The organism is Achromobacter sp. (assembly GCF_050285585.1).
GTDB lineage: Bacteria > Pseudomonadota > Gammaproteobacteria > Burkholderiales > Burkholderiaceae_B > Achromobacter.
In genome coordinates this window covers 1-26406 of record NZ_JBLZXF010000029.1, presented here as the reverse complement: position 1 = coordinate 26406, position 26406 = coordinate 1, and the positions used below count along the sequence as shown (strand labels likewise).

The 26406-nt window shown below is 66.8% G+C and carries 25 protein-coding genes and 3 tRNA genes; 17 read left to right on the top strand and 11 right to left on the bottom strand.

The features are described from left to right. Positions 1-5 precede the first annotated feature (5 nt). The 8 genes from paaB to paaK all read left to right on the top strand — a co-directional run bounded on the left by paaB (position 6) and on the right by paaK (position 7211). Positions 6-290, top strand: coding sequence for a 1,2-phenylacetyl-CoA epoxidase subunit PaaB (gene paaB / locus ACN6PJ_RS25340; protein WP_043543033.1), 285 nt, complete (start codon positions 6-8; stop codon positions 288-290). A 15-nt stretch (positions 291-305) separates the two neighbouring features. Next, positions 306-1070, top strand: a complete 765-nt coding sequence (gene paaC / locus ACN6PJ_RS25335; protein ID WP_427998548.1) for a 1,2-phenylacetyl-CoA epoxidase subunit PaaC — start codon at positions 306-308, stop codon at positions 1068-1070. After that, on the top strand, positions 1067-1573 hold the full coding sequence (gene paaD / locus ACN6PJ_RS25330) for a 1,2-phenylacetyl-CoA epoxidase subunit PaaD (protein ID WP_427998547.1): 507 nt from the start codon (positions 1067-1069) through the stop codon (positions 1571-1573). Before paaC ends, paaD begins: the two co-directional genes overlap by 4 nt. A 13-nt stretch (positions 1574-1586) precedes the next feature. Then, positions 1587-2675 (top strand): 1,2-phenylacetyl-CoA epoxidase subunit PaaE, encoded by a 1089-nt coding sequence (paaE, locus tag ACN6PJ_RS25325; protein WP_427998546.1) that lies wholly within the window; start codon positions 1587-1589, stop codon positions 2673-2675. Positions 2676-2722: 47 nt separating this feature from the next. Then, positions 2723-4387: a phenylacetic acid degradation protein PaaN gene (gene paaN / locus ACN6PJ_RS25320; RefSeq protein ID WP_427998545.1), complete on the top strand. Its 1665-nt coding sequence runs from the start codon at positions 2723-2725 to the stop codon at positions 4385-4387. A 134-nt stretch (positions 4388-4521) separates the two neighbouring features. Further along, entirely contained in the window at positions 4522-5310 is a 789-nt protein-coding gene (paaG, locus tag ACN6PJ_RS25315) for a 2-(1,2-epoxy-1,2-dihydrophenyl)acetyl-CoA isomerase PaaG (RefSeq protein ID WP_427998544.1), read from the top strand. Next, the gene (paaI, locus tag ACN6PJ_RS25310) at positions 5310-5780 is read left to right on the top strand and encodes a hydroxyphenylacetyl-CoA thioesterase PaaI (protein ID WP_427998543.1); all 471 of its coding nucleotides are present in this window, start codon (positions 5310-5312) and stop codon (positions 5778-5780) included. Before paaG ends, paaI begins: the two co-directional genes overlap by 1 nt. Positions 5781-5897: 117 nt before the next feature. Beyond that, complete coding sequence (gene paaK, locus ACN6PJ_RS25305) at positions 5898-7211, top strand: phenylacetate--CoA ligase PaaK (RefSeq protein ID WP_427998542.1); 1314 nt, start codon at positions 5898-5900, stop codon at positions 7209-7211. Between the two features lie 70 nt (positions 7212-7281). On the opposite strand, the gene ACN6PJ_RS25300 is transcribed toward paaK, so the two are convergent. The 6 genes from ACN6PJ_RS25300 to radC all read right to left on the bottom strand — a co-directional run bounded on the left by ACN6PJ_RS25300 (position 7282) and on the right by radC (position 13439). Beyond that, positions 7282-8682 (bottom strand): MATE family efflux transporter, encoded by a 1401-nt coding sequence (locus tag ACN6PJ_RS25300; RefSeq protein WP_427998541.1) that lies wholly within the window; start codon positions 8680-8682, stop codon positions 7282-7284. Next, positions 8679-10409 carry an ArnT family glycosyltransferase gene (locus ACN6PJ_RS25295; RefSeq protein ID WP_427998540.1) on the bottom strand — a complete coding sequence of 577 codons (1731 nt, stop codon included), beginning with the start codon at positions 10407-10409 and terminating at the stop codon, positions 8679-8681. The genes ACN6PJ_RS25300 and ACN6PJ_RS25295 overlap by 4 nt, the downstream gene beginning before the upstream one ends. A 124-nt stretch (positions 10410-10533) precedes the next feature. Beyond that, positions 10534-10800, bottom strand: a complete 267-nt coding sequence (locus tag ACN6PJ_RS25290; protein ID WP_427998539.1) for a type B 50S ribosomal protein L31 — start codon at positions 10798-10800, stop codon at positions 10534-10536. A gap of 203 nt (positions 10801-11003) precedes the next feature. Further along, positions 11004-11852: a tryptophan 2,3-dioxygenase gene (gene kynA, locus ACN6PJ_RS25285; RefSeq protein WP_427998538.1), complete on the bottom strand. Its 849-nt coding sequence runs from the start codon at positions 11850-11852 to the stop codon at positions 11004-11006. Between the two features lie 185 nt (positions 11853-12037). After that, complete coding sequence (gene kynB, locus ACN6PJ_RS25280) at positions 12038-12664, bottom strand: arylformamidase (protein WP_043549050.1); 627 nt, start codon at positions 12662-12664, stop codon at positions 12038-12040. 97 nt (positions 12665-12761) lie between these two features. After that, the gene (gene radC, locus ACN6PJ_RS25275; RefSeq protein ID WP_427998537.1) at positions 12762-13439 is read right to left on the bottom strand and encodes a RadC family protein; all 678 of its coding nucleotides are present in this window, start codon (positions 13437-13439) and stop codon (positions 12762-12764) included. 50 nt (positions 13440-13489) lie between these two features. On the opposite strand from radC, the gene ACN6PJ_RS25270 reads away from it, so the two are divergent. From ACN6PJ_RS25270 to maiA, 3 genes are read left to right on the top strand one after another with little or no spacing between them, the layout of a single operon-like run. Next, positions 13490-13966, top strand: coding sequence for an FKBP-type peptidyl-prolyl cis-trans isomerase (locus ACN6PJ_RS25270; protein ID WP_081955266.1), 477 nt, complete (start codon positions 13490-13492; stop codon positions 13964-13966). Next, positions 13966-14943, top strand: a complete 978-nt coding sequence (gene ispH / locus ACN6PJ_RS25265) for a 4-hydroxy-3-methylbut-2-enyl diphosphate reductase (RefSeq protein WP_427998536.1) — start codon at positions 13966-13968, stop codon at positions 14941-14943. Before ACN6PJ_RS25270 ends, ispH begins: the two co-directional genes overlap by 1 nt. Before the next feature lie 52 nt (positions 14944-14995). Next, positions 14996-15640: a maleylacetoacetate isomerase gene (maiA, locus tag ACN6PJ_RS25260; protein ID WP_427998535.1), complete on the top strand. Its 645-nt coding sequence runs from the start codon at positions 14996-14998 to the stop codon at positions 15638-15640. A 31-nt stretch (positions 15641-15671) separates the two neighbouring features. Here maiA and ACN6PJ_RS25255 read toward each other — a convergent pair whose 3' ends face one another. The 4 genes from ACN6PJ_RS25255 to ACN6PJ_RS25240 form a co-directional block, all read right to left on the bottom strand. Beyond that, on the bottom strand, positions 15672-17114 hold the full coding sequence (locus ACN6PJ_RS25255) for a DegQ family serine endoprotease (RefSeq protein WP_427998534.1): 1443 nt from the start codon (positions 17112-17114) through the stop codon (positions 15672-15674). A gap of 64 nt (positions 17115-17178) precedes the next feature. Then, on the bottom strand, positions 17179-18507 hold the full coding sequence (locus ACN6PJ_RS25250; RefSeq protein WP_427998533.1) for an ATP-binding protein: 1329 nt from the start codon (positions 18505-18507) through the stop codon (positions 17179-17181). Next, positions 18504-19163, bottom strand: coding sequence for a response regulator (locus ACN6PJ_RS25245; protein ID WP_427998532.1), 660 nt, complete (start codon positions 19161-19163; stop codon positions 18504-18506). Before ACN6PJ_RS25245 ends, ACN6PJ_RS25250 begins: the two co-directional genes overlap by 4 nt. A 130-nt stretch (positions 19164-19293) precedes the next feature. Beyond that, a tRNA-Thr gene (locus tag ACN6PJ_RS25240) sits at positions 19294-19369 on the bottom strand. 244 nt (positions 19370-19613) lie between these two features. Here ACN6PJ_RS25240 and ACN6PJ_RS25235 point away from each other — a divergent pair. From ACN6PJ_RS25235 to ACN6PJ_RS25225, 3 genes are all read left to right on the top strand, one after another. Beyond that, positions 19614-19689: transfer RNA gene (locus ACN6PJ_RS25235), tRNA-Asn, on the top strand. A 103-nt stretch (positions 19690-19792) separates the two neighbouring features. Next, a complete protein-coding gene (locus tag ACN6PJ_RS25230; RefSeq protein ID WP_427998531.1) occupies positions 19793-20806 on the top strand; it encodes a CobW family GTP-binding protein in 1014 nt (337 codons plus the stop codon). Positions 20807-20911: 105 nt separating this feature from the next. Beyond that, complete coding sequence (locus tag ACN6PJ_RS25225) at positions 20912-21817, top strand: LysR family transcriptional regulator (protein WP_427998530.1); 906 nt, start codon at positions 20912-20914, stop codon at positions 21815-21817. Between the two features lie 651 nt (positions 21818-22468). Here the strand turns inward: ACN6PJ_RS25225 and ACN6PJ_RS25220 are convergent. After that, positions 22469-22545 (bottom strand) — tRNA-Met (locus ACN6PJ_RS25220). Between the two features lie 61 nt (positions 22546-22606). Between ACN6PJ_RS25220 and scpB the strand changes: the two genes are divergently transcribed. The 3 genes from scpB to rimP all read left to right on the top strand — a co-directional run. After that, entirely contained in the window at positions 22607-23824 is a 1218-nt protein-coding gene (gene scpB, locus ACN6PJ_RS25215; protein ID WP_427998529.1) for an SMC-Scp complex subunit ScpB, read from the top strand. Positions 23825-23859: 35 nt separating this feature from the next. Further along, positions 23860-25611: a 23S rRNA pseudouridine(2605) synthase RluB gene (gene rluB, locus ACN6PJ_RS25210; protein WP_427998528.1), complete on the top strand. Its 1752-nt coding sequence runs from the start codon at positions 23860-23862 to the stop codon at positions 25609-25611. A gap of 346 nt (positions 25612-25957) precedes the next feature. Further along, positions 25958-26406: ribosome maturation factor RimP (rimP, locus tag ACN6PJ_RS25205; RefSeq protein WP_427998527.1), on the top strand; the 449-nt coding region annotated here is incomplete at its 3' end.

Below are 26406 nucleotides of genomic sequence, written 5' to 3'. Positions count from 1 at the left end.
CCATCATGAGCAAAGACTGGCCCCTGTGGGAAGTATTCATCCGCAGCCAGCACGGCCTGGCGCACAAGCACGTCGGCAGCCTGCATGCCCCCGACGCCGAAATGGCGATCAACCACGCCCGCGACGTCTACACCCGCCGCAACGAAGGGCTGAGCATCTGGGTGGTGCGTGCCTCCGATATCGCCGCCAGCAGCCCGGGCGACAAGGATCCGCTGTTCGAGCCGGCCAACAGCAAGGTCTATCGGCACCCCACGTTCTTCCCGATGCCCGAAGAAATCAAGCACATGTAAGGCGGCGGGGGAGACATGGACAAGACTCTGTTTGAATATCTGCTGCGCCTGGGCGACTCGTCGCTCATCCTGTCGCAGCGGCTGGGCGCCTGGACCGGCCACGGCCCTATCCTGGAAGAAGACCTGGCGCTGACCAATACCGCGCTGGACCTGCTGGGCCAGGCCCGCATGTGGCTGACGCTGGCGGGCGAAGTGGAGGGCGCCGGGCGCGACGAAGACGCGCTGGCCTACCTGCGCGACGCGCACCAGTTCCACAACGTGCTGCTGGTGGAGCGGCCCAACGGCAATTACGCGGACACCATGGCGCGCCAGTTCCTGTTCGACGTCTGGCACTACTTCCTGCTGCAGCGCCTGGAAAAATCGTCCGACGAGCGCATCGCGGCCATCGCGGCCAAGTCCATCAAGGAAGTGACTTACCACGTGCGCCGTTCGTCGGACATGGTGGTGCGCCTGGGCGATGGCACGGCGGAAAGCCACGCCAAGATGCAGGCCGCCATCGACGACGCCTGGCGCTTCACGGGCGAATTGTTCGCCGACGACGCCATCGACCAGGACGTCGCGGCCCGAGGCATCGGCTGCGAGCTGGCCGCGCTGCGCCAGCCCTGGCTGGCCCACGTGCGCGAGGTGCTCGAGGAAGCCACGCTGACGGTGCCCGATGAGGCCGCCGCCAACCACCTGGCCCACCGCGGCGGCCGCCAGGGCAAGCATTCCGAGGAGCTGGGCTATGTCCTGGCCGAAATGCAGTTCCTGCCGCGCGCCTATCCCGGAGCGAAGTGGTGAACGCGCTGGCACCCGTTTCCGCCGACCAGGTCTACGCCTGGCTGCAGGAGGTCCCCGATCCGGAGATCCCCGTGCTGTCCGTGGTGGATCTGGGCGTGGTGCGGGACGTGTCCTGGGATGGCGGCGCCTGTGTCGTCGTCATCACCCCGACCTATTCCGGCTGTCCGGCCATGCGCGAAATCACCCAGGACATCCAGCAGACGCTGGCGCGCCACGGCATTGCCGAGGTGCGCGTGCAGACCCGGCTGGCGCCGGCCTGGACCACGGACTGGATGAGCGAGAAGGGACGCGAGGCGCTCAAGGGCTACGGCATCGCCGCGCCCGCCGAACGCGCCGTCGACATCTCGGGCATCAGCCGGCGCGCCGCCGGCCCCGCCATCGCCTGCCCGCGCTGCGGCTCGAAAGACACGCGCCTGGTCAGCAATTTCGGGTCCACCTCGTGCAAGGCGCTGTATCGCTGCGTGTCCTGCCGCGAGCCCTTCGATTATTTCAAGACTCACTAAGAGCGGTTTCGAGATGAGCCAGAACCCATTCCATTCATTGACGGTGGCCTCCGTCGCGCGCAATACGCGCGACGCGGTTGTCGTCACCTTCGAGCTGCCCGAGGCGCTGGCGGAGGAATTCGCCTTTCTGCCCGGCCAGTACCTGACGTTGCGCACGCAACTGAACGGCCAGGAGCAGCGCCGCTCCTATTCGATCTGTTCCGCGCCCCACGACAAGCTTTTGCGCGTGGCGATCAAGAAGGTGGACGAAGGCGTATTTTCCAGCTGGGCCAACCACGAACTGCAGCCGGGCCAGACGCTGGAAGTCATGGCGCCGGCGGGCAACTTCACCGTCGATTTTTCGCCGGAAAACGAACGCCACTATGTGGCGTTCGCCGTAGGCAGCGGCATCACGCCGGTGTTTTCGCTGGTCAAGACGGCGCTGTCCACCGAGCCGCGCAGCAAGTTCACGCTGTTCTTCGGCAATCGCGCCTCGTCGGCGGTGCTGTTCCGCGAAGAGATCGAAGACCTGAAGAACCTCTACATGGAGCGTTTTTCGCTGGTCTACATCATGAGCCGCGAAACCCAGGACATCGAACTGTTCAATGGCCGCCTTGATGGGGACAAAGTCGACCAGCTGATGTCGGCCTGGATGAGCCCCGAGGATATCGATTACGCTTTTGTCTGTGGCCCGCAGACCATGACCGAAAGCGTGGTCGAGAGGCTGCAGGCCCGCGGCATCCCGAAATCGAACATCAAGTTCGAACTCTTCGGCGCGCCGAAGGGGCCGCGCGCGCTGCGCACCGGCCAGGACGCCCGCCAGGCGCCCGGCAAGGGGCAGTGCGAGGTGACGGTGGTGCAGGACGGCCACAGCCGTATGTTCGTTATCGACAAGAACAAAGACAGCGTGCTGGATTCGGCGCTGGCGCAAGGAATAGAACTGCCGTATTCGTGCAAGGGCGGGGTGTGCTCCACCTGCCGCTGCAAGGTGATCGAGGGCGAGGTGGACATGGACGCCAACTTCGCCCTCGAAGACTACGAAGTGGCGCGCGGCTTCATCCTCAGTTGCCAGAGCTTCCCGGTCAGCGACCGCCTGGTCATCGACTTCGACCAGGAAACCTGACCCGGCCCGCGCCAGGCAGAAAAAACCCATTCATCTGGAGAGACGCAGTGTCCCAAGAATTCTTCGAACGCCACCAGCCCCTGCTGGAACAAGCCATGGCCGCGGCCGCCCTGCGCGGCTACTGGAGCCCCTACGCCGAATCGCCCAGCCCGCGCAACTATGGCGAAACCGCCAATGACGACGGTCGCGCCGCGTTCGAGGCCTTGCGCGGCAAGCCCTTCCCGCTGGACCTGCGCGACGCCGACGGCACCGTGGGCGGCGAGCAGTCGCCCTACGGTTTCGATCTTGGCATCACCTATCCCCATGTGCCGGCCGACAAGCTGGTCGCGTCGTCCAAGCGGGCGCTCGAAAGCTGGCGTCGCGCCGGCCCGCGCGCCTGGGTGGGCGTGTCGCTCGAGATCCTGGCCCGCCTGAACAAGCTCAGCTTCGAAATCGCCTATGCGGTCCAGCACACGACCGGCCAGGGCTTCATGATGGCCTTCCAGGCCGGCGGCCCGCACGCGCAGGACCGCGGCTTCGAAGCCGTTACCTACGCCTGGCAAGAGATGTCGCGCATCCCGGGCGTGGCCGTCTGGGAAAAGCCCCAGGGCAAGAACGACCCGATCCGCATGGAAAAGCAGTTCACCGTGGTGCCGCGCGGCGTCGCGCTGGTGATCGGCTGCTCCACCTTCCCGACCTGGAACGGCTACCCGGGCCTCTTCGCCAGCCTGGCCACCGGCAACACGGTCATCGTGAAGCCGCACCCCGGCGCGATCCTGCCCCTGGCCATCACCGTGAAGGTGGCGCGCGAAGTGCTGCAGGAAGCCGGCTTCGATCCGGACGTGGTGCTGCTGGCCGCCCACGAGGCCGGCGATGACACGGCGCAGAAACTGGCGCTGGATCCCGCCGTCAAGATCATCGACTTCACCGGCAGTTCCGCCAACGGCGATTGGCTCGAGAACAACGCCCGCCAGGCGCTGGTCTACACCGAGAAGGCCGGCGTGAACCAGGTCATCATCGATTCCGCCGCCGACCTGAAGGGCGTGGCGCGCAACCTGGCGTTCTCGCTGGCCCTGTATTCGGGCCAGATGTGCACGGCGCCGCAGAACATCTATGTGCCGCGCGACGGCATCGAGACGCCGGAAGGCCGCGTGAGCTTCGACGACGTCGCGGCCGCGCTCGGCACGGCGCTGGAGAAGGTCAGCGCCGACGCCGCGAAGGCCGTCGAGCTGACCGGCGCCATCCAGAACGAAGGCGTTGTCGCCCGCATCGAAAAGGCGCGCGCGCTGGGGCTGCCCGTGGTGACCGACAGCAAGACGCTTGCCCACCCGCAATTCGAGAACGCCCGCATCCGCACGCCGCTGCTGCTGCGCGCCGAAGCCGGCAACGACGCCATCAGCCAGGAGTGGTTCGGCCCGATCGCGTTCGTGGTGGCCACCGATTCCACCGCCCACAGTATCCAGCTGGCGCGCGACAGCGTCATCCAGCATGGCGCGCTGTCCCTGTCGGCCTACACCACGGACGACTCCGTCGCCGAACAGGTGCAGGACGCGGCCGAGGTCTCCGGCGTCTCCCTGTCGCTCAACCTGACGGGCGCGGTATTCGTCAACCAGACCGCGGCCTTCAGCGATTTCCACGGCACCGGCGCCAATCCGGCGGCGAATGCCGCGCTGTCCGACTCGGCCTTCGTATCGAACCGCTTCCGCGTGGTGCAAACCCGTCGTCATATTTAAGCCCACCCCCCGAAGCGCTGCGCGCTTCCCCTTCCAGGGGGCGCAGCGGCGGACCGGCAAAGCCGGCGCCGCGCTGCCCGGCTAGGGGGGGCTGATTTTTGATGCGAGTGGCGTGCCCGCAATGGATAACTGAGATGAGCTATCAAGATATTCAATTCGACCTGTCCGGCGGCATTGCGCGCCTGACGCTGAACCGCCCGGACAAGCTGAACAGCTTCACCGCCAACATGCATGGCGAAGTCGCCGACGCACTGACCCGCGTTGAAGCGGAGGGCGCCCGCGTGCTGGTGCTGACCGGCGCGGGCCGCGGCTTCTGCGCGGGCCAGGACCTGAGCGAGCGCAAGCCCGCCGCCGACGGCACCCCGCCCGATCTGGGCGAAACCGTCGACAAGTTCTACGCGCCGCTGGTGCGCCGCCTCAATGCCCTGCCCATGCCCGTCGTCGTGGGCGTGAACGGGGTGGCGGCAGGGGCGGGCGCCAACCTGGCCTTCGCCGGCGACATCGTCATCGCCAAGGCATCGGCCAGCTTCATCCAATCGTTCTGCAAGCTGGGCCTCATCCCCGACACCGGCGGCACCTTCGCGCTGCCGCGCCTGGTCGGCCGCGCCCGCGCCATGGGGCTGGCCATGCTGGGCGACAAGCTCAGCGCCCAGCAGGCCCAGGAATGGGGCCTGATCTGGCAGTGCGTGCCGGACGAGGCGTTCGACGCCGCGCTGGACCGGCTGGCCCGGCATTTCTCCCAGGCCCCCACCAAGGGGCTGGCGTTCACCAAGCGGGCCATCCAGGCCAGCCTGGGCAACGATCTTTCCACTCAATTGGACCTGGAGCGCGACATGATGCGCGAGCTGGGCCGCAGCGCGGACTACGCGGAAGGCGTGGACGCCTTCCTGGGCAAGCGCGAACCGCAGTTCAAGGGGCAATGATGAACGCACACGTTCCCGCCGTTGACGTACCGGCCGATCCGCAGGAGCTTGCGCAGGCCGTGGGCACCGTGATGTACGCGGGCGACGCCGCGTCGCAGGGCCTGGACATGAAAGTCGAGGAAATGGGGCCGGGCTACGCGCGCCTGACGATGCGCGTGCGCCCCGATATGCTGAACGGGCACAAGACCTGCCACGGCGGCTTCATCTTCGCGCTGGCCGATAGCGCTTTTGCGTTTTCCTGCAATTCACGCAACGTCAGTACCGTGGCCTCCGGCTGCACCATCGATTACCTGGCGCCTGGGTTCGAGGGCGACCTGCTGACCGCGGTGGCCCAGGAACGTTCGCTCGCCGGGCGCACCGGCGTCTACGACGTAACGGTCACCAATCAGGACGGACGCAACGTGGCCCTGTTCCGGGGCCGCTCGTACCGCATCAAAGGCCAGATCGTCGGAGTCCCCGCGGACGCTTGAGCCCACAACCATCCAACCGAAGACAAGGCCGCCGGCCCGGCCGTGCGCGCGCGGATTTCCCCGCGTGCCGCGTGACCGGGCTCCGCGTAGAGAGAGAATTTCAGGAGAGAGATAATCATGTCCAACACCATGAGCAAGCCGGGGCTGGACCCCATCGAGCATGCCAGCCAGGATGAGTTGCGCGCCTTGCAGCTGGAGCGGCTGAAGTGGTCGCTCAAGCATGCCTACGAGAACGTCCCGCATTACAAGAAGGCGTTCGACGAGGTCGGCGTCCACCCCGATGACTTGAAGCAGCTGTCCGACATTTCGAAGTTCCCCTTCACGACGAAAAAGGAACTGCGCGAAAACTACCCCTTCGGCATGTTCGCCGTGCCGCGCGAGCGCGTCTCGCGCATCCATGCGTCCAGCGGCACCACCGGCAAGCCGACGGTGGTGGGCTATACCAAGAGCGACCTGGACAACTGGGCCAACCTCGTGGCGCGCTCGATCCGGGCCGCCGGCGGCAAGCCCGGCGACACGATCCACGTCGCGTACGGCTACGGCCTGTTCACGGGCGGCCTGGGCGCGCATTACGGCGCGGAACGCCTGGGTTGCACGGTCATTCCGATGTCGGGCGGGCAGACGGAAAAGCAGGTGCAGCTGATCAACGATTTCCGTCCGGACATCATCATGGTCACGCCCTCCTATTTCTGCAATATTCTGGAGGAACAGCGCCGCCAGGGGATTGACCCGCGTCAAAGTTCGCTGCGCATCGGGATTTTCGGCGCCGAGCCCTGGACCGGCCAGATGCGCGCCGACATCGAGGCCGAAGCCGGCATCGACGCCGTGGACATCTACGGCCTGTCCGAAGTGATGGGCCCCGGGGTCGCCAGCGAATGCGTCGAAACCAAGGATGGCCCTGTGGTCTGGGAAGACCACTTCTACGCCGAGATCATCAACCCGGACACGGGCGAACCCGTGGCCGAAGGCGAGCCCGGCGAACTGGTGTTCACCTCGCTGACCAAGGAAGCGATGCCCATCATCCGCTACCGCACGCGCGATCTGACCCGCCTGCTGCCGCCGACGGCGCGCAGCATGCGCCGCATCGGCAAGATCACCGGCCGCAGCGACGACATGCTGATCGTGCGCGGGGTGAACATGTTCCCGACGCAGGTCGAGGAGCTGGTCCTGAAGATCGCCCAGCTGGCGCCGCACTACCAATTGGTGCTGTCGCGCACCGGCAACCTGGACGAGCTCGAAATCCTGACCGAGCTGCGGGCCGAGTTCTCGAACCTGTCGGATGCCGACCGCGCGAGCCTGGGCAAGCAACTCCAGCACGCGGTCAAGACGCACATCGGCGTCAGCGCGCGCATCCAGGTGTCGGATGCGGGCCATGTGGAACGCACGCTGACCGGGAAGGCCCGCCGCGTGATCGACAAGCGTCCGAAATAGGGAGGCGCTCCCTGGAGGGCCCTTGAGCCCGGCAAGAAAAAAGCAGCCCCAGGGCTGCTTTTTTCTTGCGCTACCTTATCGCGGCGCGCACGATGCGCCGATACCAGTAGTGCAGCAGGGCGGCGGAAAGCGCCAGGCCGACCATGGCCATCAGCCACATGCTGCCGGCGCCCTGGGGCGAGCCGGGCACGAGGACGGCGCGCAGGCCGTCCAGGCCGCCGCGGCCCGGGCCGAAGCCGAACCACCAGCCGCCGATCAGGCCCACGCCCGCCAGCGCGACCATCTGCAGCAGCAGGGGCACCACCGCCACCTTGTAGGCGCGCAGCAGGTAGGAGTTGATGCATTGCATCGAATCGAACAGGTGGAACAGGGGCAGCACGGCCAGCAGCGTGGTCGCCACGGCCGCCACCCCGGGGTTGTCGGTATAGGCCGCCAGGATGAGCGGCCGGCCGATGAGCAGCACCGAGGCCGTCAGCAGGGCGCCCAGGATGCCGAGCGTCAGGCCCGCCATGCCGGTGCGGTGCGCATGGTCCAGGTTGCCGGCGCCGATGGCCTGCGCGGTCAGTGCGGCGGTGGCCACGCCCAGCGCCATGGGCATCATGTAGCAGAGAGCGGCCAGGTTCGACATGATCTGGTGGCCGCCGGTCACGAAAGTGCCTTCGCGCGCGACCAGCAGGGCCATGAACGTGAAGGCCGACACTTCCACCAGATAGGAGCCGCCCATGGGGATGCCCAGGCGCAGCAGTTCTTTCAGCGTCTTCCAGTCGGGCCTGCCCACCCGCAGCTTGAAGCGCCGGTAGTAGCGGTCGTGCGTGATGACCCACAGCCCCAGTCCCAGGCTGATCCACGAGACCATGGCGGTCGCGAGGCCGGCGCCGGTGGCGCCCATGGCCGGCAGGCCCAGCTTGCCGTAGATGAGTACCCAGTTGAAAAAGGCCTTGAAGCCGATGGCCGTCAGGTTGATCGCCATCACCAGCTTGGGACGCGATACCGAGGTGCCCAGCGCGTAAATGGTGCGGAACACCAGCGCGGCCGGCAGGGCCAGCACCAGGGCCTGCAGATAGGAGCCGACGCGCGCGCGCACCGCGGGGTCGACCGCGCCCGACAGCGATAGCCACATGTCGGGGAACAGCATCAGGGCCGCGCCCGCGACGGACAGGCCGAGGGCCAGCCAGACGCCCTGGCCCCAGCTGCGTCCCACCTCGAGATTCTGGCCCGCGCCGAAGTGCTGGGCCAGGATGGGGATGAGGGCATGCACCACCCCCATCAGTCCGACGAAGATGGTGATGTAGATGGACGCGGACAGGGCCATGGCGGCCAGGTCGTCGGCGCTGGAATGGCCCGTCATGGCGGTGTCCAGCACCCCGAAGGAGATGCCGGCCCATTGGCTGACCAGCACCGGCCAGGCCTGCTTGGCGATGCCTCGCAGGGTGGCGCCGAAGGTCATCGGCGCGGCGGGCGCCGGCGTCATCGGTTCGAACCGATGCGAAGCAGGCGGAATACCTCCTGCCGGTCCGCCCGCCGGCCGCCCTGCCACAGCACGTCGGCGCCTTCGCTATAGGCGGCGGTGTTGTCGCGCAGGCTCTGGTTGCTGGTCTGCTGCAGGATCAGCGTGCACTTCGCGTCGAACGTGAACGTCAGATTATTGAAGATCAGGAACGAGGCGCGCTGGCCGCTGCCCAGGCTCAGGCCCCGCACGCATTCGCCCGGACGGATGTTCTGCTCCAGCGCCTGGGCCAGCTGGCCCGACACGGTGCGATAGCTGCGCGCGTAGTCGACCGCCGGCTGCCACAGCAGCACGAGCAGGATCCAGGTCACGGTCAGTCCGCCCGCCGACAGCACGGTGCCGCGCCACAGCGCCTGGGGTTTCACGCGCAGCCGCCACACGACCAGGGCGATCCAGGCCAGCGTGAATACCAGGGCCAGCGCGAAGGCGACCCAGGAAATGACCGGTTCGTAGCCCGTGGTCTGGCGGGCGATGTTGCGCGAGATCTGCGCGGGCCAGTGGAAGTGCAGGGCGACCCAGCCGAGCCAGACGGTGGCGGCGGTCAGGGAAAAGCACATGACGGCGAACCAGTCCAGCGTGTTGACCACGCCGCGGCGCAGCGTCGGCAGCGAAAAGGCGGCCAGCACGGCGCAGGGGGCGGCCAGCAGCACGTACTCGGCGTCCGTGGCCTCTTCCAGGCCGAACAGCACCAGCGTGGAGCAGGCCAGCAGGGTCAGCGGCAGCCAGATATGGGGCGCGTAGATCCAGGAGCGCCAGCGCCAGATGGCCAGCAGGGCGAGCGGCCAGGTCGGCCATAGATACCAGGGGAGATCGCGCAGCGTGCGGCCCATGTCGTGCCAGGAAGGCAATGCGAAGGACGACAGGTTCCAGGTCTTCCAGTTGCGGATCCAGTATTCGCTGCCATGGCTGGCGGGGATCCACCAGGCCAGGATCAGGACGAGGGTGACCAGCGCCGCCCAGGGCAGCCAGCGGCGGCAGCGCCACAGCTGGGTGCGCGGGTAGAAGGCCAGCAGCGAGCCGACCATGATGGGGATCGCGCCGACCCAGCCGCGGGTCAGGAAGCTGGCGGCCAGGGCGATGCCCAGGGTGGTGCAGCCCGTGAAGGGGCGGTCCACGCTGCGGGCCAGCGAATAGAAGGCGAGCGCCTGCCACGCCATGATTGCGGGCACGACGGTGGTTTCATGGGTGCGCTGCAGGATGCCGACGGTGGCGAGCAGCAGGAGCAGCGCGGCGTCCGCCAGCATGCGGCCGTAGTCGCGCGGTTCGGGTTCGCCGCCGAAGGGCAGCGCAAGGGGCTGGGCTTCGGCGCGGCGGCCCAGAAGATAGGTGCCGTACCACACGCTGGTGGTGGTGATCGCGAACCACAGCAGGTTGGGCAGGCGGCCGGCGGGGATGTCGCCGATGATCGGGCCGAACAGCCAGATGCAGAATGCGCCCACCCAGGTGATCAACGGGCCTTCCTCGGCGTGAGCCAGCAGGCCGACCTGCGGCAGTAGCCAGGTGATGCCGCCTTCGCGGATCGCCGTGATCATGGTCGCCAGTCCGACCGCATCGTCCGTTTTCCACGGGTCGCGCATGAACAGGCCGGCCACGATATAGGCCAGCAGCAAGCCCAGGAGTATCAGCCTGGGCAGTTTCGCGGTGGCCACGGACGTCAGCCGGGCCGGTGTGGAAAAGGATAGTGGGGACACGGGCGTTAATGTAACCGAGTGGTCGGGTTGCGCTAGCCCCCAGCGCGGGAATAGGCGGCTAGGGAGGAAAAAAAAGCAGCCCGAAGGCTGCCTTTTTGCTGTGGCTCCTGCGGGAGCGACAGGATCAGGAAGCGGACTTGACCGTGCCGGCGGTACGGGCGAAGCGGGCGCGGAACTTTTCCACGCGGCCGGTTTCGACGATACGCGTCTGGGCGCCCGTGTAGAACGGGTGCGATTCGGAGGTCACGTCGCACTTGAAGAGCGGGTACGTCTTGCCGTCCAGATCGATGGTTTCGCGCGTTTGCACGGTCGAACGGGTGATGAACTTGCTGCCCGTTTGCAGGTCGGCGAAGACGACTTCGCGGTATTCGGGGTGAATGCCTTCTTTCATGGTGCTTTCCTAGGGCTCTTTCGAGCCTTCCTCGGTTGTTAGGGTCGCCAGCCAGGACGCCAAGCATCCAACTTCGGCGCTAGCCACGTATCCAAAAAGTAACCCTGAATTCTAGCATGGGAATTTTTTATGGGCCAAGGAAAACCGGCGGGAAGCGGCGGGGCGCCGTCCGCCGGAAAATGGGGCCATAAGAAAGCGGTGCCTCAGAGATCCGTGCGCAGCTTCCAGATCTCGGGGAACAGCACCACTTCCAGCATGCGGCGCAGGTAGGCGACGCCCGAAGTGCCGCCCGTGCCGCGCTTGAAACCGATGACCCGTTCGACCGTCGTGACGTGGCGGAATCGCCACAGCCGGAACGCGTCTTCCAGGTCCGTCAGCTTTTCGCCCAGTTGATAAAGGTCCCAGTAGCGCTCGGGTTGCCGGTAGACGGCCAGCCAGGCCGCCTCGACCCCTTCCGAGGATTGATAGGGCTGGGTCCAGTCCCGCCGGAGATGGTCGGCGGGCACGTCCAGGCCCCGGCGCGCCAGCAGCCGCAGCGCTTCGTCGTACAGGGAGGGCGCCTCGTAGGCCTCTTGCACCTGGGCCAGCAGGTCCGCGCGGTGTTCGTGCGGCTTGAGCATGGCGGCGTTCTTGTTGCCCAGCAGGAATTCGATCTGGCGGTATTGGTAGCTCTGGAATCCGCTGGAGCGCGCAAGATAGGGACGGAGCGCGGAGTATTCGGGCGGTGTCATGGTCGCCAGCACGTCCCAGGCGTGCACCAGCTGCTCCATGATCTTGCTGACCCGGGCCAGCATCTTGAAGGCGGGCTGGAGGCGGTCGGCCGCCACGTTGTCGATCGCGCCGCGCAATTCATGCAGCATCAGCTTCATCCAGAGTTCGCTGGTCTGGTGCTGGATGATGAAGAGCATTTCATTGTGCTCGGGCGACAGCGGGTGCTGCGCGCCCAGCAGGGCGTCCAGGTGCAGGTAGTCGCCGTAGGTCATGTCGCGCGTGAAATCCAGCTGCGCCTTTTCCTCGCGGACGATGTCTTCGGGGCGTTCGGTCTGGCTCATGCGCGGCCTCCCTGGCAGGGCGGCGCGGCGCGTCGCGCGGATGCGGGCAGGGCGCGCCAGCGCGGCGCGTGGCGGCGGGCGCGGGCCGGCGCCGCGAGAGGGGCGGGATGATGTCTCATTGTGGTGCTTCCAGAATGGGGCGGCGGGAAGATTGCGTTGCGCCGCCCGATGTCCGTCGGACCGGCCTACAGTTCGCGCAGGACTGCGCGTACCGGGCTGGCATCCGCCTGGACCAGCGCCAACGGCAGGGCGATCAATTCGTAATCGCCCTCCGGCACGGCATCGAGCACCAGGTTTTCCAGTACCCGCATATCGTGCCGCAAGATCGTGTGGTGGCTGTCCAGGGTCTTGCTGGACGCGGGGTCGATGCTGGCCGTATCCAGCCCGATCAGCATGACGCCGCGTTCGGCGAGCCATTCGATGGTCTGGGGGGCGTAGGCGGAAAAATCGTCGGTCCACCAGTCTTGCGCGGCATGCTTGGCCGTGCGGACCAACACGCGGGGCGGCAGGTTCAGGGCGGCATGGGCCAGGTGATCGACGGTGATGAGCGGGCCGCAGTCGATGGCGTGGATGACGCGGCAAGGACCCAGGAAGGGCTCCAGCGCAACGGACCCGATGGCGGCGGCGCCATTCTGGTAGTGCAGGGGCGCATCGGCATGCGCGCCGATATGCGGCGACAGCGTGATCTCGCTGACGTTTACCGGGCAGCCGGGCTCAAGCGACCATTTCCATTGCTGGCGGTATGGTGTGTCGCCTGGAAAGACAGGCGAAGCAGCGGAGACGGGCGGGGAAATATCCCACAGGCGCTTCATGTCGGGCGGAAAAAGGTCGCGTGATGCCGGAATTAGGTTAAGCCTAAAGCAATAACGGGCGGTAGTCTAACGAATTCCGGCGCATGCCGCAGCGGGCCTACAGGCTGCCCCGCTCCGCCATGGACACCACGGTGCCGCCGGCCACCACCAGGTGGTCCACGAGCTTGATGTCCACCAGGGCCAGCGCCTTTTTCAGGTGCTGGGTGAAACTGTGGTCGGCGGCGCTGGGCTCGGCCACGCCCGAAGGGTGGTTATGGGCGACGATGAGGGCGGCGGCGTGATGGCGCAGGGCCTCGCGCACGACCTCGCGGGGATAGACCGAGGCTTGCGACAGCGTGCCGCGCGCCAGCTCGCCGGTGGCGATCAGCCGCAGCTGGTTGTCCAGGTAGAGGGCGATGCAGTGCTCCACCCGGCGGTGCCCCAGCGCGACTTTGCAATATTGTTTTACCTGCCAGGGCTGGTCCAGGCTGCTCACCCGCGGCAGTTCCTCTTCGATGGCGCGGCGGGCCAGTTCCAGCAGGGCGGCAAGCATGCAGGCCTTGGCGGCTCCCAGGCCAGGAACCGCCATCAATTCTTCGGGCGCGGCCCCCAGCAGGCCCCGCAGGCCGCCGAACTGCCTCAGCAGCCGGTTACATAATTCCACGACGTGCAGGCCGGGAATCCCCGTGCGCAGGGTGACGGCGAGCAGCTCCGCATCCTGGAGCGCGGCGGCGCCGTGGCGCATCAGCCGCTCCCGGGGACGCTCATGTTTTTGCAGCCGAACGGACAATTTCATAAGAGGCTCTAAAATCAAGGTTTATTCAATTGCCTATACGGTGGCAGATCTTGAGCACCGCCTCTAATGAAGTGAACGTTTTGGTCCGTCCGGATTCCTACCTGACGCTGCACTACCGGATTACGCTGGCCTCCGGCCCAGGCAAGGATTCGGTGTTCGCCGACACCTTCGACGGCCGTCCCGGCACGCTGCAAATGGGCAGCGGCCAGTGGGCGCCCGGCCTGGAGGCGGCGTTGATCGGCCGCGCCGAGGGCGAGCGCTTCAGCGTCACCGTGGCGCCGGCCGACGCCTACGGCGAGCGCAATCCCGAGCTCATCCAGCGCGTCACGCGCGCGATGCTCGCCGAGCACGCGGGCGCCGACGCCACGTTCGAGCCGGGCGACCTGGTGGAATTCGCCGCGCCCAATGGCGGACGCTATTCGGGCGTCCTGAAGGAAATCAACGAGGAATCGGCGCTGTTCGATTTCAACCACCCGCTCGCGGGCATCAGCCTGCGGGTCGACGTGGCGCTCCTGGGGGTGCTCTGATGAGCCAGGCTGTAACCGCTTCCGACGCCGAAGTCCTGCTGGCGCAGCCGCGCGGCTTCTGCGCGGGCGTGGATCGCGCCATCGATATCGTCGAGCGCGCCCTCGAATTGCATGGCGCGCCGATCTACGTGCGCCACGAGATCGTCCACAACCGCTATGTGGTGGAAGACCTGCGCGCCAAGGGCGCCGTCTTCATCGACGAGCTGGACGATGCGCCCTCGGGCTCCATCGTGGTGTTTTCCGCCCACGGCGTTTCCAAGGCGGTGCGGGCCGAGGCCGAGGCGCGAGGCCTGCAGGTTTTCGACGCTACGTGCCCGCTCGTCACGAAGGTCCATATCGAAGTCGCGCGCATGCGGGCGGCGGGGCGCGAGATCATCATGATCGGCCACAAGGGCCATCCCGAGGTCGAGGGCACGCTGGGCCAGGCCCAGGGCGGCATGTATCTGGTCGAGACGGCGGAAGACGTCGCCGGCCTGCAGGTGGCAGACCCGGAGAACCTCGCCTACGTCACGCAGACCACCCTGTCCGTGGATGACGCCGCGGCGGTGTCCCAGGCGCTCAAGGCGCGCTTTCCCAGCATCATCGAACCCAAGAAAAGCGACATCTGCTACGCCACCCAGAACCGCCAGGACGCGGTCAAGGTGATGGCGCCGGATTGCGACCTGGTGCTGGTGGTCGGCAGTCCCAACAGCTCCAACTCGAACCGCCTGCGCGAGGTGGCCGAACGCAAGGGCGTGGCGTCCTTCCTGATCGATGGCGCGCAGTCCATCGATCCGGCCTGGCTGGTCGGCCGCAAGCGCATCGGCGTGACGGCAGGCGCCTCGGCGCCCGAGATCCTGGTGCAGCAGGTGATCGAACGCGTCAAGGAACTGGGCGCGGTGTCGGTGCGCACGATGCCGGGCCTGGAGGAGAACGTGGCGTTCCCGCTGCCCAAGGGGCTGTCGCGCAAGTCGGCCCAAACGGAATCGCTGGAATAGGCGCGCGGGCGCCGCCGCGGGCGGCCCCGGAACAGAACATCAAGGAGACTTCATGCAGTTGTACAGCTACTTCCGCAGTTCGGCCGCGTACCGCGTGCGCATCGCCCTCAACCTGAAGGGCCTGCCCTATGAGTACGTGCCGGTGCACCTGCTGAAGGATGGCGGGCAGCAGCTGTCGGCCGATTACCGCAAAATGAATCCGACAGGCCTGGTGCCGACGCTGGTCGATGGCGACGCGGTCATCGGGCAATCGCTGGCCATCATCGAATACCTGGAAGAAACGCATCCGCAGATCCCGTTGCTGCCGGCCGACGCGATCGGCCGCGCGCGCGTGCGGGACCTGGCCCTGGGGATCGCCTGCGATACGCATCCGCTGAACAATCTGCGCGTGCTGAAGTACCTGAAGCACACCCTGGGCGTGGACGAGGACGCCAAGACCGCCTGGTACCAGCATTGGGTGCATCAAGGCCTGCAAGCCCTGGAGGCGCAGCTGGCGAATTCCAGCGCCACCGGCCGCTTCTGCCATGGGGATGCGCCGACGCTCGCCGATGTGTGCCTGGTGCCCCAGGTGGCCAACGCGCAGCGTTTCGGATGCGATCTGTCGGCCATGCCCAATATCGTGCGCATCGTGGCGGCCTGCGGCGAGCTGCCGGCCTTCGATGCGGCCGCGCCGGGCAAGCAGCCCGACGCGGAATAGCGGCGGCCCTCGGGAAGAGGGCCAACCGGCCTCAGCCGATCTGCACCGGCACGAAGATCTTGTCTTCGCCGCGCTGCACCAGCAGCGCAACGGTCTTGCCGGCCTTGGACAGCGCCTCCTTGACCTGCCCGACGTTGTGCACGGGCACCCCGTTCAAGGAGAGCAGCACGTCGCCGGCTTCGATGCCGGCCTTGGCGGCCGGCCCGATGGACCGTTCGATCAGCAGGCCTTCGGCGCCCGCCGCCTGCTGCTCCTGCGGGCTCAGCGGCCGCAGCGCCAGGCCGAGCTGGCCGCGCTGCACTTCCTGGTCTCCCGCCGACGCCTGCGTCTTGTCCGCGGGGACGCCGCCCAGGGTGGCGACCAGTTCCTTGTGCGCGCCGTTGCGCCAGATGTCCAGCTTGATCTTCTCGCCCGGCGAGGCCAGCGTGATGGTGGAGGCCAAATCGCCCGAGGACACGATGGTCTTGCCGTCGATCTCCCGGACCACATCGCCCGGCTGCAGGCCGGCCTTGGCCGCGGCGCTGCCCTTTTCGACGCTGGACACCAGCGCGCCCGTGGGGGAATCCAGCTTGAAGGAGTCGGCCAGGTCCTGGTTCACCTCCTGCACCGTCACGCCCAGCCTGGCGTGGCGCACTTTGCCGTGTTCGAGGATCTGGTTCTTGATCTTGTAGGCCACGTCGATCGGGATCGAGAAGGACAGGCCCTGGAACCCGCCCGTGCGGCTGTAGATCTGCGAATTGATGCCCACGACTTCGCCGCGGTCGTTGAACAGCGGGCCGCCGGAGTTGCCGGGGTTGACCGCCACGTCGGTCTGGATGAACGGGACCGAGGTGTCGTCGGGCAGCGAGCGGCCCTTGGCGCTGACGATGCCCGCCGTGGCGGTGTTTTCCAGGCCATAGGGCGAGCCGATGGCCAGCACCCATTCGCCCACCTGCAGCTGGTTGACGTCGCCCACCTTGACCACGGGCAGGTTCTTGGCGTCGATCTTGATCACGGCGACGTCGGTCTGCGGATCCGAGCCCAGCACCTTGGCCTTGAATTCGCGGCGGTCCGTCAGCTTCACCGTGACTTCCTTGGCGTCCTGCACCACGTGCGCATTGGTCAGGATGATGCCGTCGCTGCTGACGATGAAGCCGGAGCCTTCGCCGCGCATCGGCACCTCGCGGGAGGGCATCTGGCCGCGTCCGCCGGGGAACTGGCCGAAGAACTGGGCGAACGGGTCCATGTCTTCGGCGGACACCTTGCGCGTGCCGCTGACACTGATGTTCACGACGGCCGGGCCGTAGTCGCGCGTGATCTGCGCGAAGTTGGGCGGGGTGGACGGACTGATCGTCTGGAAGGAGGCGGTGGCGGCCGGCGCGGTGGCCGCCATCGAAACGCCGCCGATGACGGCGGTCGCGCCGGCGCCGCCAATGGCGCCTGCTGCCAGCAGCGCCATCACCAGGCGCGAGGGCTTCATTTGGGAGGTCTTCATGTCGGCTCCTGCGTTCATGTTGAAGGACATGGCGCTATCTTCGGGCCTGACACTTAGGGGAATCTTAAGTCGGGAAAATCACCTTCACGCGCAGGCCCGGGCCGGACGGCGCATCATGCAGCTCGATCGTCGCGCCGTGCCGGTCGGCGATGGCGCGCGCGATGGCAAGCCCCAGTCCGCTGCCGTGTTCGCCATTGCCCTCGATGCGGTAGAAGCGGTCGAACACGCGCTCGCGCTCTTGCGGCGGGATGCCGGGGCCTTCGTCGTCGACCAGCAGCGTGGTCCGTCCCTGCGCCTGTTCCAGGCGCAGGCGGATGCGCTTGCCGGCGGGCGTGTACTTGACCGCGTTGTCGAGTAGGTTGCGGACCAGCAGCGCAAGCGCGTCCCGATGACCCCGCACCCACGCCTGCTGCGCGCCGTCCAGATCCACCGTGATCGATTTCGCGTTGGCCTGGGGCAGCGTTTCCGACAGGGCCTGGCGCAGCACGTCCGCCAGGTCCACGGATTCGGCGGGCGCATGTCCGGCCGCGTTTTCCTGGCGGGCCATGGACAGCAGCTGCTCCACCAGCCGCGTCGCGCGGTCGATGCCGGCCGTCAGGCGCTGTTCGGCCACCCGGCGCGCGTCCGCGTCGCCCGCGCGCTGCAAGGCCTGCGATTGCAGGCGCAGCGCCGCAAGCGGAGACCGCAGCTCATGCGCGGCGTCGCCCACGAATTGCTTTTGCTGGGCGAACGCGCCCCGCATGCGTTCGAGCAGCAGGTTCAGCTCCTGGACCAGGGGGCGGATTTCGTCGGGCAGCCCTTGCACGCTGATGGGCGACAGGTCTTCGGGCTGCCGCGCCGCCACCTGCGCGCGCGCGCGTTTCACCGGCCGCAGCGACCAGCTGACTACGCACCAGACGATCAGCATCAACAGCGGCGCCGCCGCCGCGATGGGCGCGACGGTGCGCAGCGCCAGCGCGCGCGCCATGTTCTTGCGCACCTCCATGTCCTGCGCGACCTGGATGACCTGGAAGGGCGTTGCCAGGGAGTACACGCGGTAGGTGCTGCCCTCCATTCTTGCGTCGGAGAACCCCAGGATGATCTGGTCGGGCAGCGGGCGGCGCGAACGCGAATTGAAGACGCGCACGCCGTCAGGCGTCCAGATCTGGATGATGAGGTCGTCGGCCATGGGCGAGCCCGCGCCCGGCGCATGCCGAGGCCCGGCGCTGAGCAGCCCGTCGCCGGTGCCCAGCGAGAGAGCGGTGCGTTGCAGCAGTGAATCGAAGATGTCGTCGGCCTGCGCCAGCGTGCTGCGATAGGCGATCGCGCCTTGCACCAGCGCGCCGACCACGATGGCGGCCAGCAGGAAGAAAAGCAGCCGGGCCCTCAGCGAATAGCTAAGCGGAATGCTCATGTTTTGGGGATGACATAGCCGACGCCTCTGACGTTCTGGATCAGGTTGGGACCCAATTTCTTGCGCAGGCCATGAATATAAACCTCAACCGCGTTGCTGCTGATGCTGTCCTTCCAGCTATACAGTTTTTCTTCCAGCTGGGCGCGCGAGAAGATCATGCCCGGGCGCGCGATCAGGGGCTCGAGCACGGCCCACTCGCGGGCGGTCAGCGCCACGGGGGTGCCGTCCACCATGGCGGCATGGGATTGCGGATCGATGGTGATGCCTTCGTGCTCGAACACCGGTTCTGCGCGGCCCGCGCTGCGGCGGATCAGCGCGCGCATGCGGGCCAGCAGTTCGTCCACGTCGTAGGGCTTGACGACATAATCGTCCGCGCCGGCGTCCAGCCCGGCGATCCGGTCGCTGACCGCGTCGCGGGCGGTGGCGATCAGCACCGGCGTGCGGTCCTTGCGCGAGCGCAGGTCGCGCAGCAGCGCAAGGCCGTCGCGCCTGGGCAGGCCCAGGTCCAGGAGGATCAGGTCGTAGGCATCGGTGCGCAGCGCGAGGTCCGCGGCATTGCCGTCCTTGACCCAGTCGACGGCATAGTGCTCCGCGCGCAGGCAGTCCAGCACGCTTTCGCCGATCATGATGTCGTCTTCGACAAGGAGAATGCGCATGGCGGTGTCCGCTAGGATGGTCCGGTAAGTTGGACGCGTGCGGGCGGGCGGGAGTTCCCTGGCGACGACGACCGGCGCGGCTGCCCCGGAAATGAAAAAAGCAGCCCGAACGGGCTGCTTTTTGAAATTCTGGTGCCGGCAATAGGAGTCGAACCTACGACCTTCGCATTACGAATGCGCTGCTCTACCAACTGAGCTATGCCGGCAAGACCATTTGCTTGGCGTTCCGGCGATGCCGAAACAGAAAAGCAAAAATCTTTCTTGGTACTTCTTTGGTGCTTCTTTCTTATTCTTCCGGGCCGCTTGCCCCTGATTTATGGGGTGCGATCTGGAAAGACCGAGATCATATCAGAGTTTTTTTCCGATGTGAAACAGAGGGGGCGAAAAATGCGAAAAAAATGCAGACTTGCGCGAGTCGAAAATTTCGTTCATAATTTCGTTCTTAGCAGTTCCCCGATAGCTCAGTCGGTAGAGCGACGGACTGTTAATCCGCAGGTCGCTGGTTCGAGCCCAGCTCGGGGAGCCAAAGAATTCAGGGTCATTCACGCAAGTGAATGGCCCTTTTGGTTTTCGCCGTCCGTGAAAGACGGCTGCGCAGGCGGCGCCCCTCATTTGGGCGGGGCCATCGGATGGGTCATATGGAAAACGACAAGCGCATCGGCGTTACGGTGATTTCCGGCTTTCTGGGCAGCGGCAAGACGACGCTTCTCAATCGCTTGTTGCGCGACCCGGCCTATTCCGACGCCGTCGTGATCGTCAATGAGTATGGCGAAGTGGGCGTCGACCATCATCTGGTGCGGCAGGCGCGGGACGGCGTTGTCCTGGTCGAGGGCGGGTGCCTGTGCTGCGTGGTCAGCGGGGCTGTGGTCGATACCTTGCGCGACCTTTTCATGCAGGCGCTCAGCCGCCGGATCAAGCCCTTTCGCCGCGTGCTTATCGAGACCAGCGGGCTGGCGGACCCCGCGCCCGTCCTGTTCACCCTCAAGCACGATCGCTTCCTGTCCGAGCGCTACGAGTACCGGGGCGCGATCGTGCTGGTGGATGCGTGTCACGGACTGGATCAGATGGCGGAGCAGCCGGAGGCTTCGCGGCAGCTGGCCCTGGCCGACGCCGTGGTATTCAGTAAATCGGATCTGGTCGGCGCCGAGCAATTGCGCCGGGTCGAGCAGGCGGTGATGGCGGTCAATCCGGGGGCGCAGCGTTGCGTGCAGCGTCCCGGCGAGCCCCTCGTCGATGTGCTGCGGGACGGGCCGGCCGCGCGCGCCGGGCGCGACGGGGCCGCGCTGGCGAACTGGCTGCGACCCTTTTCGGCGCGGCCGGCGGGCGGGCATGTCCATCGGGTGGCCAGCTTCGCGCTGGTCCTGGATGCGCCAATCAGCCGACCGGCCTTTCTGGCCGGGGTGTCGCGGATCCAGGAGCGTTTCGGGCCGGCCCTGCTTCGGATGAAGGGGCTGGTGTGTTTCGAGGGCGAGGCCCTGCCATGCGAGGTGCATGGGGTGCATGGCGAGCTCTATCCGATCCGCCAGCTGGCCCAATGGCCGGACGATGACCGCGCATCGCGCCTGGTCTATATCTTGCGCGGCCAGGATGGCGGCGAACTCCGCAGCACGGTCGGCGAAGCGTTGGGCCAACGGCTGGCCTGACGGCGCCGGGCGGCGGTTTCAAGCCCGCCGCCGTTGATTTCCGATGTCGGTGTTGCACGGAAATACGGTATAACCGATCGGTCTGATGCAGAAATCGAGACAATCATGGATCGTCTGAAAGCCATGCAGGTGTTCGTCGAAGTCGCCGACAGGGGCAGCCTGTCGGCGGCGGCGGTTCACCTGGACATGTCGCGCGCCATGGTATCGCGCTACCTGGCGGAAATGGAGCAGTGGGTCGGCGTGCGCCTGCTGCATCGCACGACGCGCCGCCTCAGCCTTACCCCGGCGGGCGCCGAGACATTGCCACGCTGCCGCCAGATGCTGGACATGGTGGGGGACCTGCGCAGCGCGGTCGCCACGCCGGACGATACGCCGCGCGGCCTGCTGCGCATCACCACCAGCATGTCCTTCGGGTCCCGCCATCTGGCCAGTGCCATTACCGATTACGTGAAGCGGCATCCGGGCGCTTCCGTGGACCTGATGCTCGTCGACCGGGCGGTCAATCTGGTGGAGGAGCGTGTCGATCTGGCCGTGCGCATTACCAATGACCTGGATCCCAACCTGATTGCCCGCAAGCTGGCGGTGTGCCGCTCGGTTGTCTGCGCTTCGCCGGAATATCTGCAGCGCGAGGGCGTGCCGGCGCGGATCGAGGATCTGTCCTTGCGCAATTGCCTGACTCATTCGTACTTCGGCAAGAGTCTGTGGCGTTTCGAGCGCGATGGCGAGCCCGTGGACGTGCCGGTAAGCGGCAACATCAGTGCGAACGAAGTGTCGGTGCTGGCGCGCGCGGCGCTGGAGGGGGCGGGCATTGCGATGCTGCCGACCTACTATGCTTCCGAGTACGTGGCGGCCGGCCGTCTGCGCGCGATCCTGACGCACTGCAAGCCGCAGGAGCTGGGCATCTACGGAATCTATGCGTCGCGCCGCCAGATGCCGCTGATCCTGCGTTCGATGCTGGATTTTCTGGTCGAGCGGCTGGAATCCACGCCCTGGGACAGGCCTGCGGCATAGCGGCCGCGGCTGCGTTGCGGGATGCCGGCGCTTGAGGGCAGGGTAGTTGACGGTATAATTTGGCGACGGCTTGAGCGGGCCTGGCGCGGTTGGCCGAGGCTCGTGCCGGAAAGCCGTCGTATGGCGGGCGGATGTCCGCCGTCATGTGGTCTTGGAAAATATCTAAGAATCGTAGTTTCGGCTCGGGGAAGAGCCGCGGCGCCGCGGAACCGGTTTCCGGGCGCACGAGGGGAGGCGCATCGGGCTTCCGGATCGTGGCGGGTCGTCCGCCGCGCCCGTGGCGTTCGATGCCTGGCGATTCAGGTCCTTGATATCGTTGCCGCGGAAGGCGGTGCCGGGTTGCCGGCGCGCTCCGCAGGCTAGTTGGCGATTTATGCCAGCTTTTCCAGAAATTGCTTAAGGTGTTTGCCGCGCACGGTCGCGGCAGGCATTCCGCCCAAGTTCGATTGGCGCGGCCGTTTCGGCGCATGGCCGAAGCGGGCGGCGGTACACACAGGAATCCAGTGAGAACTTCGCAAACCCACGCTGTCTGTTGCTGGCTCGCCATTGAGGCCGTGCGCCAGGCGGCGGGGTGCGTGGGTCGTGGCGGCGCGCAATCGGCGCCGCCGAAAATGAAAAAGGCCCGGCGAATTCGCCAGGCCTCGATCAATTTGGTTGCGGGGGCAGGATTTGAACCTACGACCTTCGGGTTATGAGCCCGACGAGCTGCCAGACTGCTCCACCCCGCGTCTGAGAAATGAATAGTAGCCTTATTTTTAACCTAGCGCAAGTTAGCCCTTTTGAATTTGAATGTCGATGAACGATAGCGAGGCAATAGTCGTGCTCGAAACCGCGCTCTTGTGCGCGGCGCAGCCGATGCAACTGTCCGAAATGCGCAAGCTATTCGGGGACGATGAACAATTCGACAATAGCGCGCTGCGCGCGCTGCTGGAGACGCTTCAGAACAACTGGGCGGATGGCGGCCTGGAGTTGGTGCAGCTGGCGACGGGGTGGCGCTTCCAGAGCCGTCCGCGCATGCAGCGCTATCTCGAAAGGCTCAATCCGGAGAAGCCGCCCAAGTATTCCCGCGCCGTGATGGAGACCCTAGCCATCGTGGCGTGGCGCCAGCCGGTGACGCGGGGCGATATCGAAGACATCCGCGGGGTGACTGTCTCCTCGCAGATCGTGAAGGCCCTGGAGGACCGAGGGTGGATCGAGGTCATCGGCCACCGCGACGCGCCCGGCCGCCCCGCGCTGTTCGGCACGACTCGGCAGTTTCTCGATGACCTGGGCCTGCGCGCCCTGGACGAGCTGCCCGCGCTGGAATCCGCGCAGGCGGCCGCGGCGCTTGCCGGGCTGGACCTGGGCGAAGTGCAGCAGGTGATGGGCGAATCCGCGGCCGATGCCAGTGGCGAGGACGGGGCCGAGGCCGAGGCTGAGGCTGAGGCTGAAGGCGAGGCCGCGGCTGGCGCCGGAGACGATGCCGAAGCCGGCCGCGAGGGTGGCGCTTGCGCCGAGGAAGCCGAGGCGGATGGTGAGCCGGCAGCGGCTATCCCAGTTGCGGAATTGTCTGTTTCGGAACAGGATATACCCATAGACCCGGTCGATAGCGTAGAATTCCGGCTTTCGCGCACAGAAGAAGGCGCGGATCCCGCCGACGAATCCACCGTCCGGGAGCAAGCCGAAGGCTTGTCCGATACGCCAGCCGCGCCCGGTTTTCCCGACGGCGAGGCGGGCAGCGACATTTCCGATATGGCCGCCGATGCCCCTGAGGCCGGTGCTGCAAAGGAAAGCGTCGAGAACGCAAAACACGCGGAACCGACCGACCCGATTGACGAGACCGATAGCGCGGCGCCTGCCGCTGCCGGGCATGAGCCCGCCTCCGGTCTTGCCGATCCTGTTCGGCCTGGCCCGGATGCCGCCTCCCCGGAATCGGACGAGGCAGGCCTTGAGCGGCCCGAGGCCGACCGAGAGTCGGCGTCCCCCGATGATGACGAGCCTGCCCCCGGCAGGCCTACCCAAGTTTGAAATTCGGAGCTGTCCCAGTGACAACGAATACAACAATGCAGGACGACAATCCCCGTTCGGATGATGCCGTTACGAGCGGCCAGCCGGAATCCTCCGCCGCGCGCGAGCCGGCGGCCGAAGGCGAGGCCGGCGCGCGCGGGCGCGGCCGCAAGCTGAGGACGCCGTTTCGCCGCCGCCGCGGCGATGCCGCGGCCGAGCAGGCGCCCGCTGGCGACGCCCAGCCCGCAGCGGCGGAAGCCGCCGCCCCGGTCGAGTCTCCGGATTCCCGCGGCACCGAGCAGGAAGCCGAGCAGGCCTTGTCGTACCTGGATACCGCGGACCGCATGGAGCAGCGGCTGGGCAAGTACCTGAACAGCGAGGCCGTCATGCCCAAGCTGCACAAGGTGCTGGCCGACGCGGGCATCGGGTCGCGCCGTGAAATGGAAGAGCTGATCGTGGCGGGCCGCGTGTCGGTCAATGGCGAGCCGGCGCACATCGGCCAGCGCGTCGCGCCCAACGATCAGGTCCGCGTCAACGGCAAGCCGATCGTGCGGACGAACACCAAGAAGCCTCCGCGCGTGATCCTGTACCACAAGCCTGCCGGCGAGATCGTCAGTCATGACGACCCGGGCGGCCGCGCGAGCGTCTTCGCGCGCCTGCCCAAGCTGCGCACCGGGAAGTGGCTGTCGGTCGGCCGCCTGGACCTGAATACCGAAGGCTTGCTGATCTTCACGACTTCCGGCGACATGGCCAACCGCATCATGCATCCGCGCTACGGCACGGAGCGCGAGTACGCGGTCCGCGTGCTGGGCGAGATGGACGAGGCGCAGCGCCAGTCCCTGGTCGATGGCATCCAGCTGGACGACGGCATGGCCGCGTTCGGGTCCCTGGACTACCTGGGCGGTGACGGCAGCAACCGCTGGTACCGCGTCACCCTGCAGGAAGGCCGCAACCGCGAGGTGCGCCGCATGTTCGAAGCGGTGGGCGTCACCGTCAGCCGCCTGATCCGCACGCGCTTCGGCGATATCGTCCTGCCGCGCACGCTGCGCCGCGGCCGCTGGGACGAGCTGGATCCTTCCCTGGTCAGCGCGCTGATGGTGCAGCTGGGGCTGCTGCGCGAAGATGACGATTCCGGTGGCAACCGCCGCCGTTCCAAGCAGCCGCAATCCCATGACAGCGCCTTGCCGCCCGGCTTCGGCACGATGGACCGCAACGGGATGAACGGCGCCCGCATCGGCCGCCGCGGCAAGCTGCAGGGCGGCCGCCAGGGCAGCCCCGGCCAGGCGCTGGCTTGTCCCTCGGATCCTTTCGGAACCGGCCTGATGTTTGCGGGCGGCTATGCCAACGGCCATCCGTTGTCCGGCGAGGGCGGCAATCGCAAAGGCGGTAAATCCGCGGGCGGACGGGCTCAGTCGGCCGGCGGCAAGTCGGGGGGCAAGTCCGGCGGCAAGGGGCGCGGGCCGCGCGCCGCGTCGGCAAACGGCCCCTCGGGCAACGTGGCGTCCGGCAACGTGGCCGAAGTGCCGGCCGGCGCCGGCCGCAAGGCCTCCGGCGGAAAATCCGGCGGCGGCAAGCCGGGTGCGCGAGGCGGCAATGCCGGTCGCGGCGGCAAGCCGGCGGCAGGCGGCCGCGGTGGAAACAAGGCCGAGGGCGCGCGCTCCGGCGGCAACAAGGGTCCGGGCGCTGGCGGCAAGCCGCGCGCCCCGCGCAGCGCCTCGCCGCGCGGCGACGACTGGCAGCCTCGCGGCGCTTCGGCGCACGAGTCGCGGCTGGGCGTGATGGGCGGACGCAGCCACCGGGGGCGCTGACCGGGCCGAAGCGGCGCGCTGGCCGCGCCGCCGGGTCCGATGTGTCCCACATAAACGTAAGCCCGTGACGAATCAGGCGTTTTTCCAGTTTATCTGGTAAAATCAATGGTTTTCATGGCTTTCGCGTCTTTGCCTAGCCCGATGGTTGCCTGAGGCTACCCCGCGCGGTTCAGGGGCGGTTCAGGATTTCCGGGGGCGGTCCGCTAGATGGGCCGTTGCGGCGCAGGCCAAAATTTAGGTCGCAATATAGGGCACTGCCCAGCATTGCTCCTTACGTGCAGTAGGGTGGCGGCTGGGCTCTGTGCAATACGGTGGGCTGGGCGTGCAGCCCATTTTTTTTGAGTATATGGCTGATTTATTCGCATTGACCAAAGAGGCTCTGGCCGGCATGGACGTCGAACTCGTGGACGTCGAGCGTGCCGCCCTGGGCCTTTTGCGCGTCACGATCGATCGGGTCGGCGGTGTGCGCATCGAAGACTGCGAGCAGGTGTCCCGCCAGTTGTCGCGGGTGTTTGAAGTCGAGAACATCGACTACAAGCGGTTGGAAGTCGGTTCGCCGGGCGTGGATCGCCCGCTGCGCAACGAGGCCGATTTCCGCCGTTTCGCAGGCGAGCGCATCGAAATCAAGCTGCGCGAGGCATTGGACGGACGCAAGGTCTTTTCCGGCACGTTGACCGTGCCCGAAGAGAGCGCCGCAGCCTCCGACGCGGCTGCTGGAGTGCACAAGACCGTGTTCGGTCTCGAATTTGAGGCAAAAAAGAACGAAGTCCAGGTGTTGAATTTCACGGTCGAGGA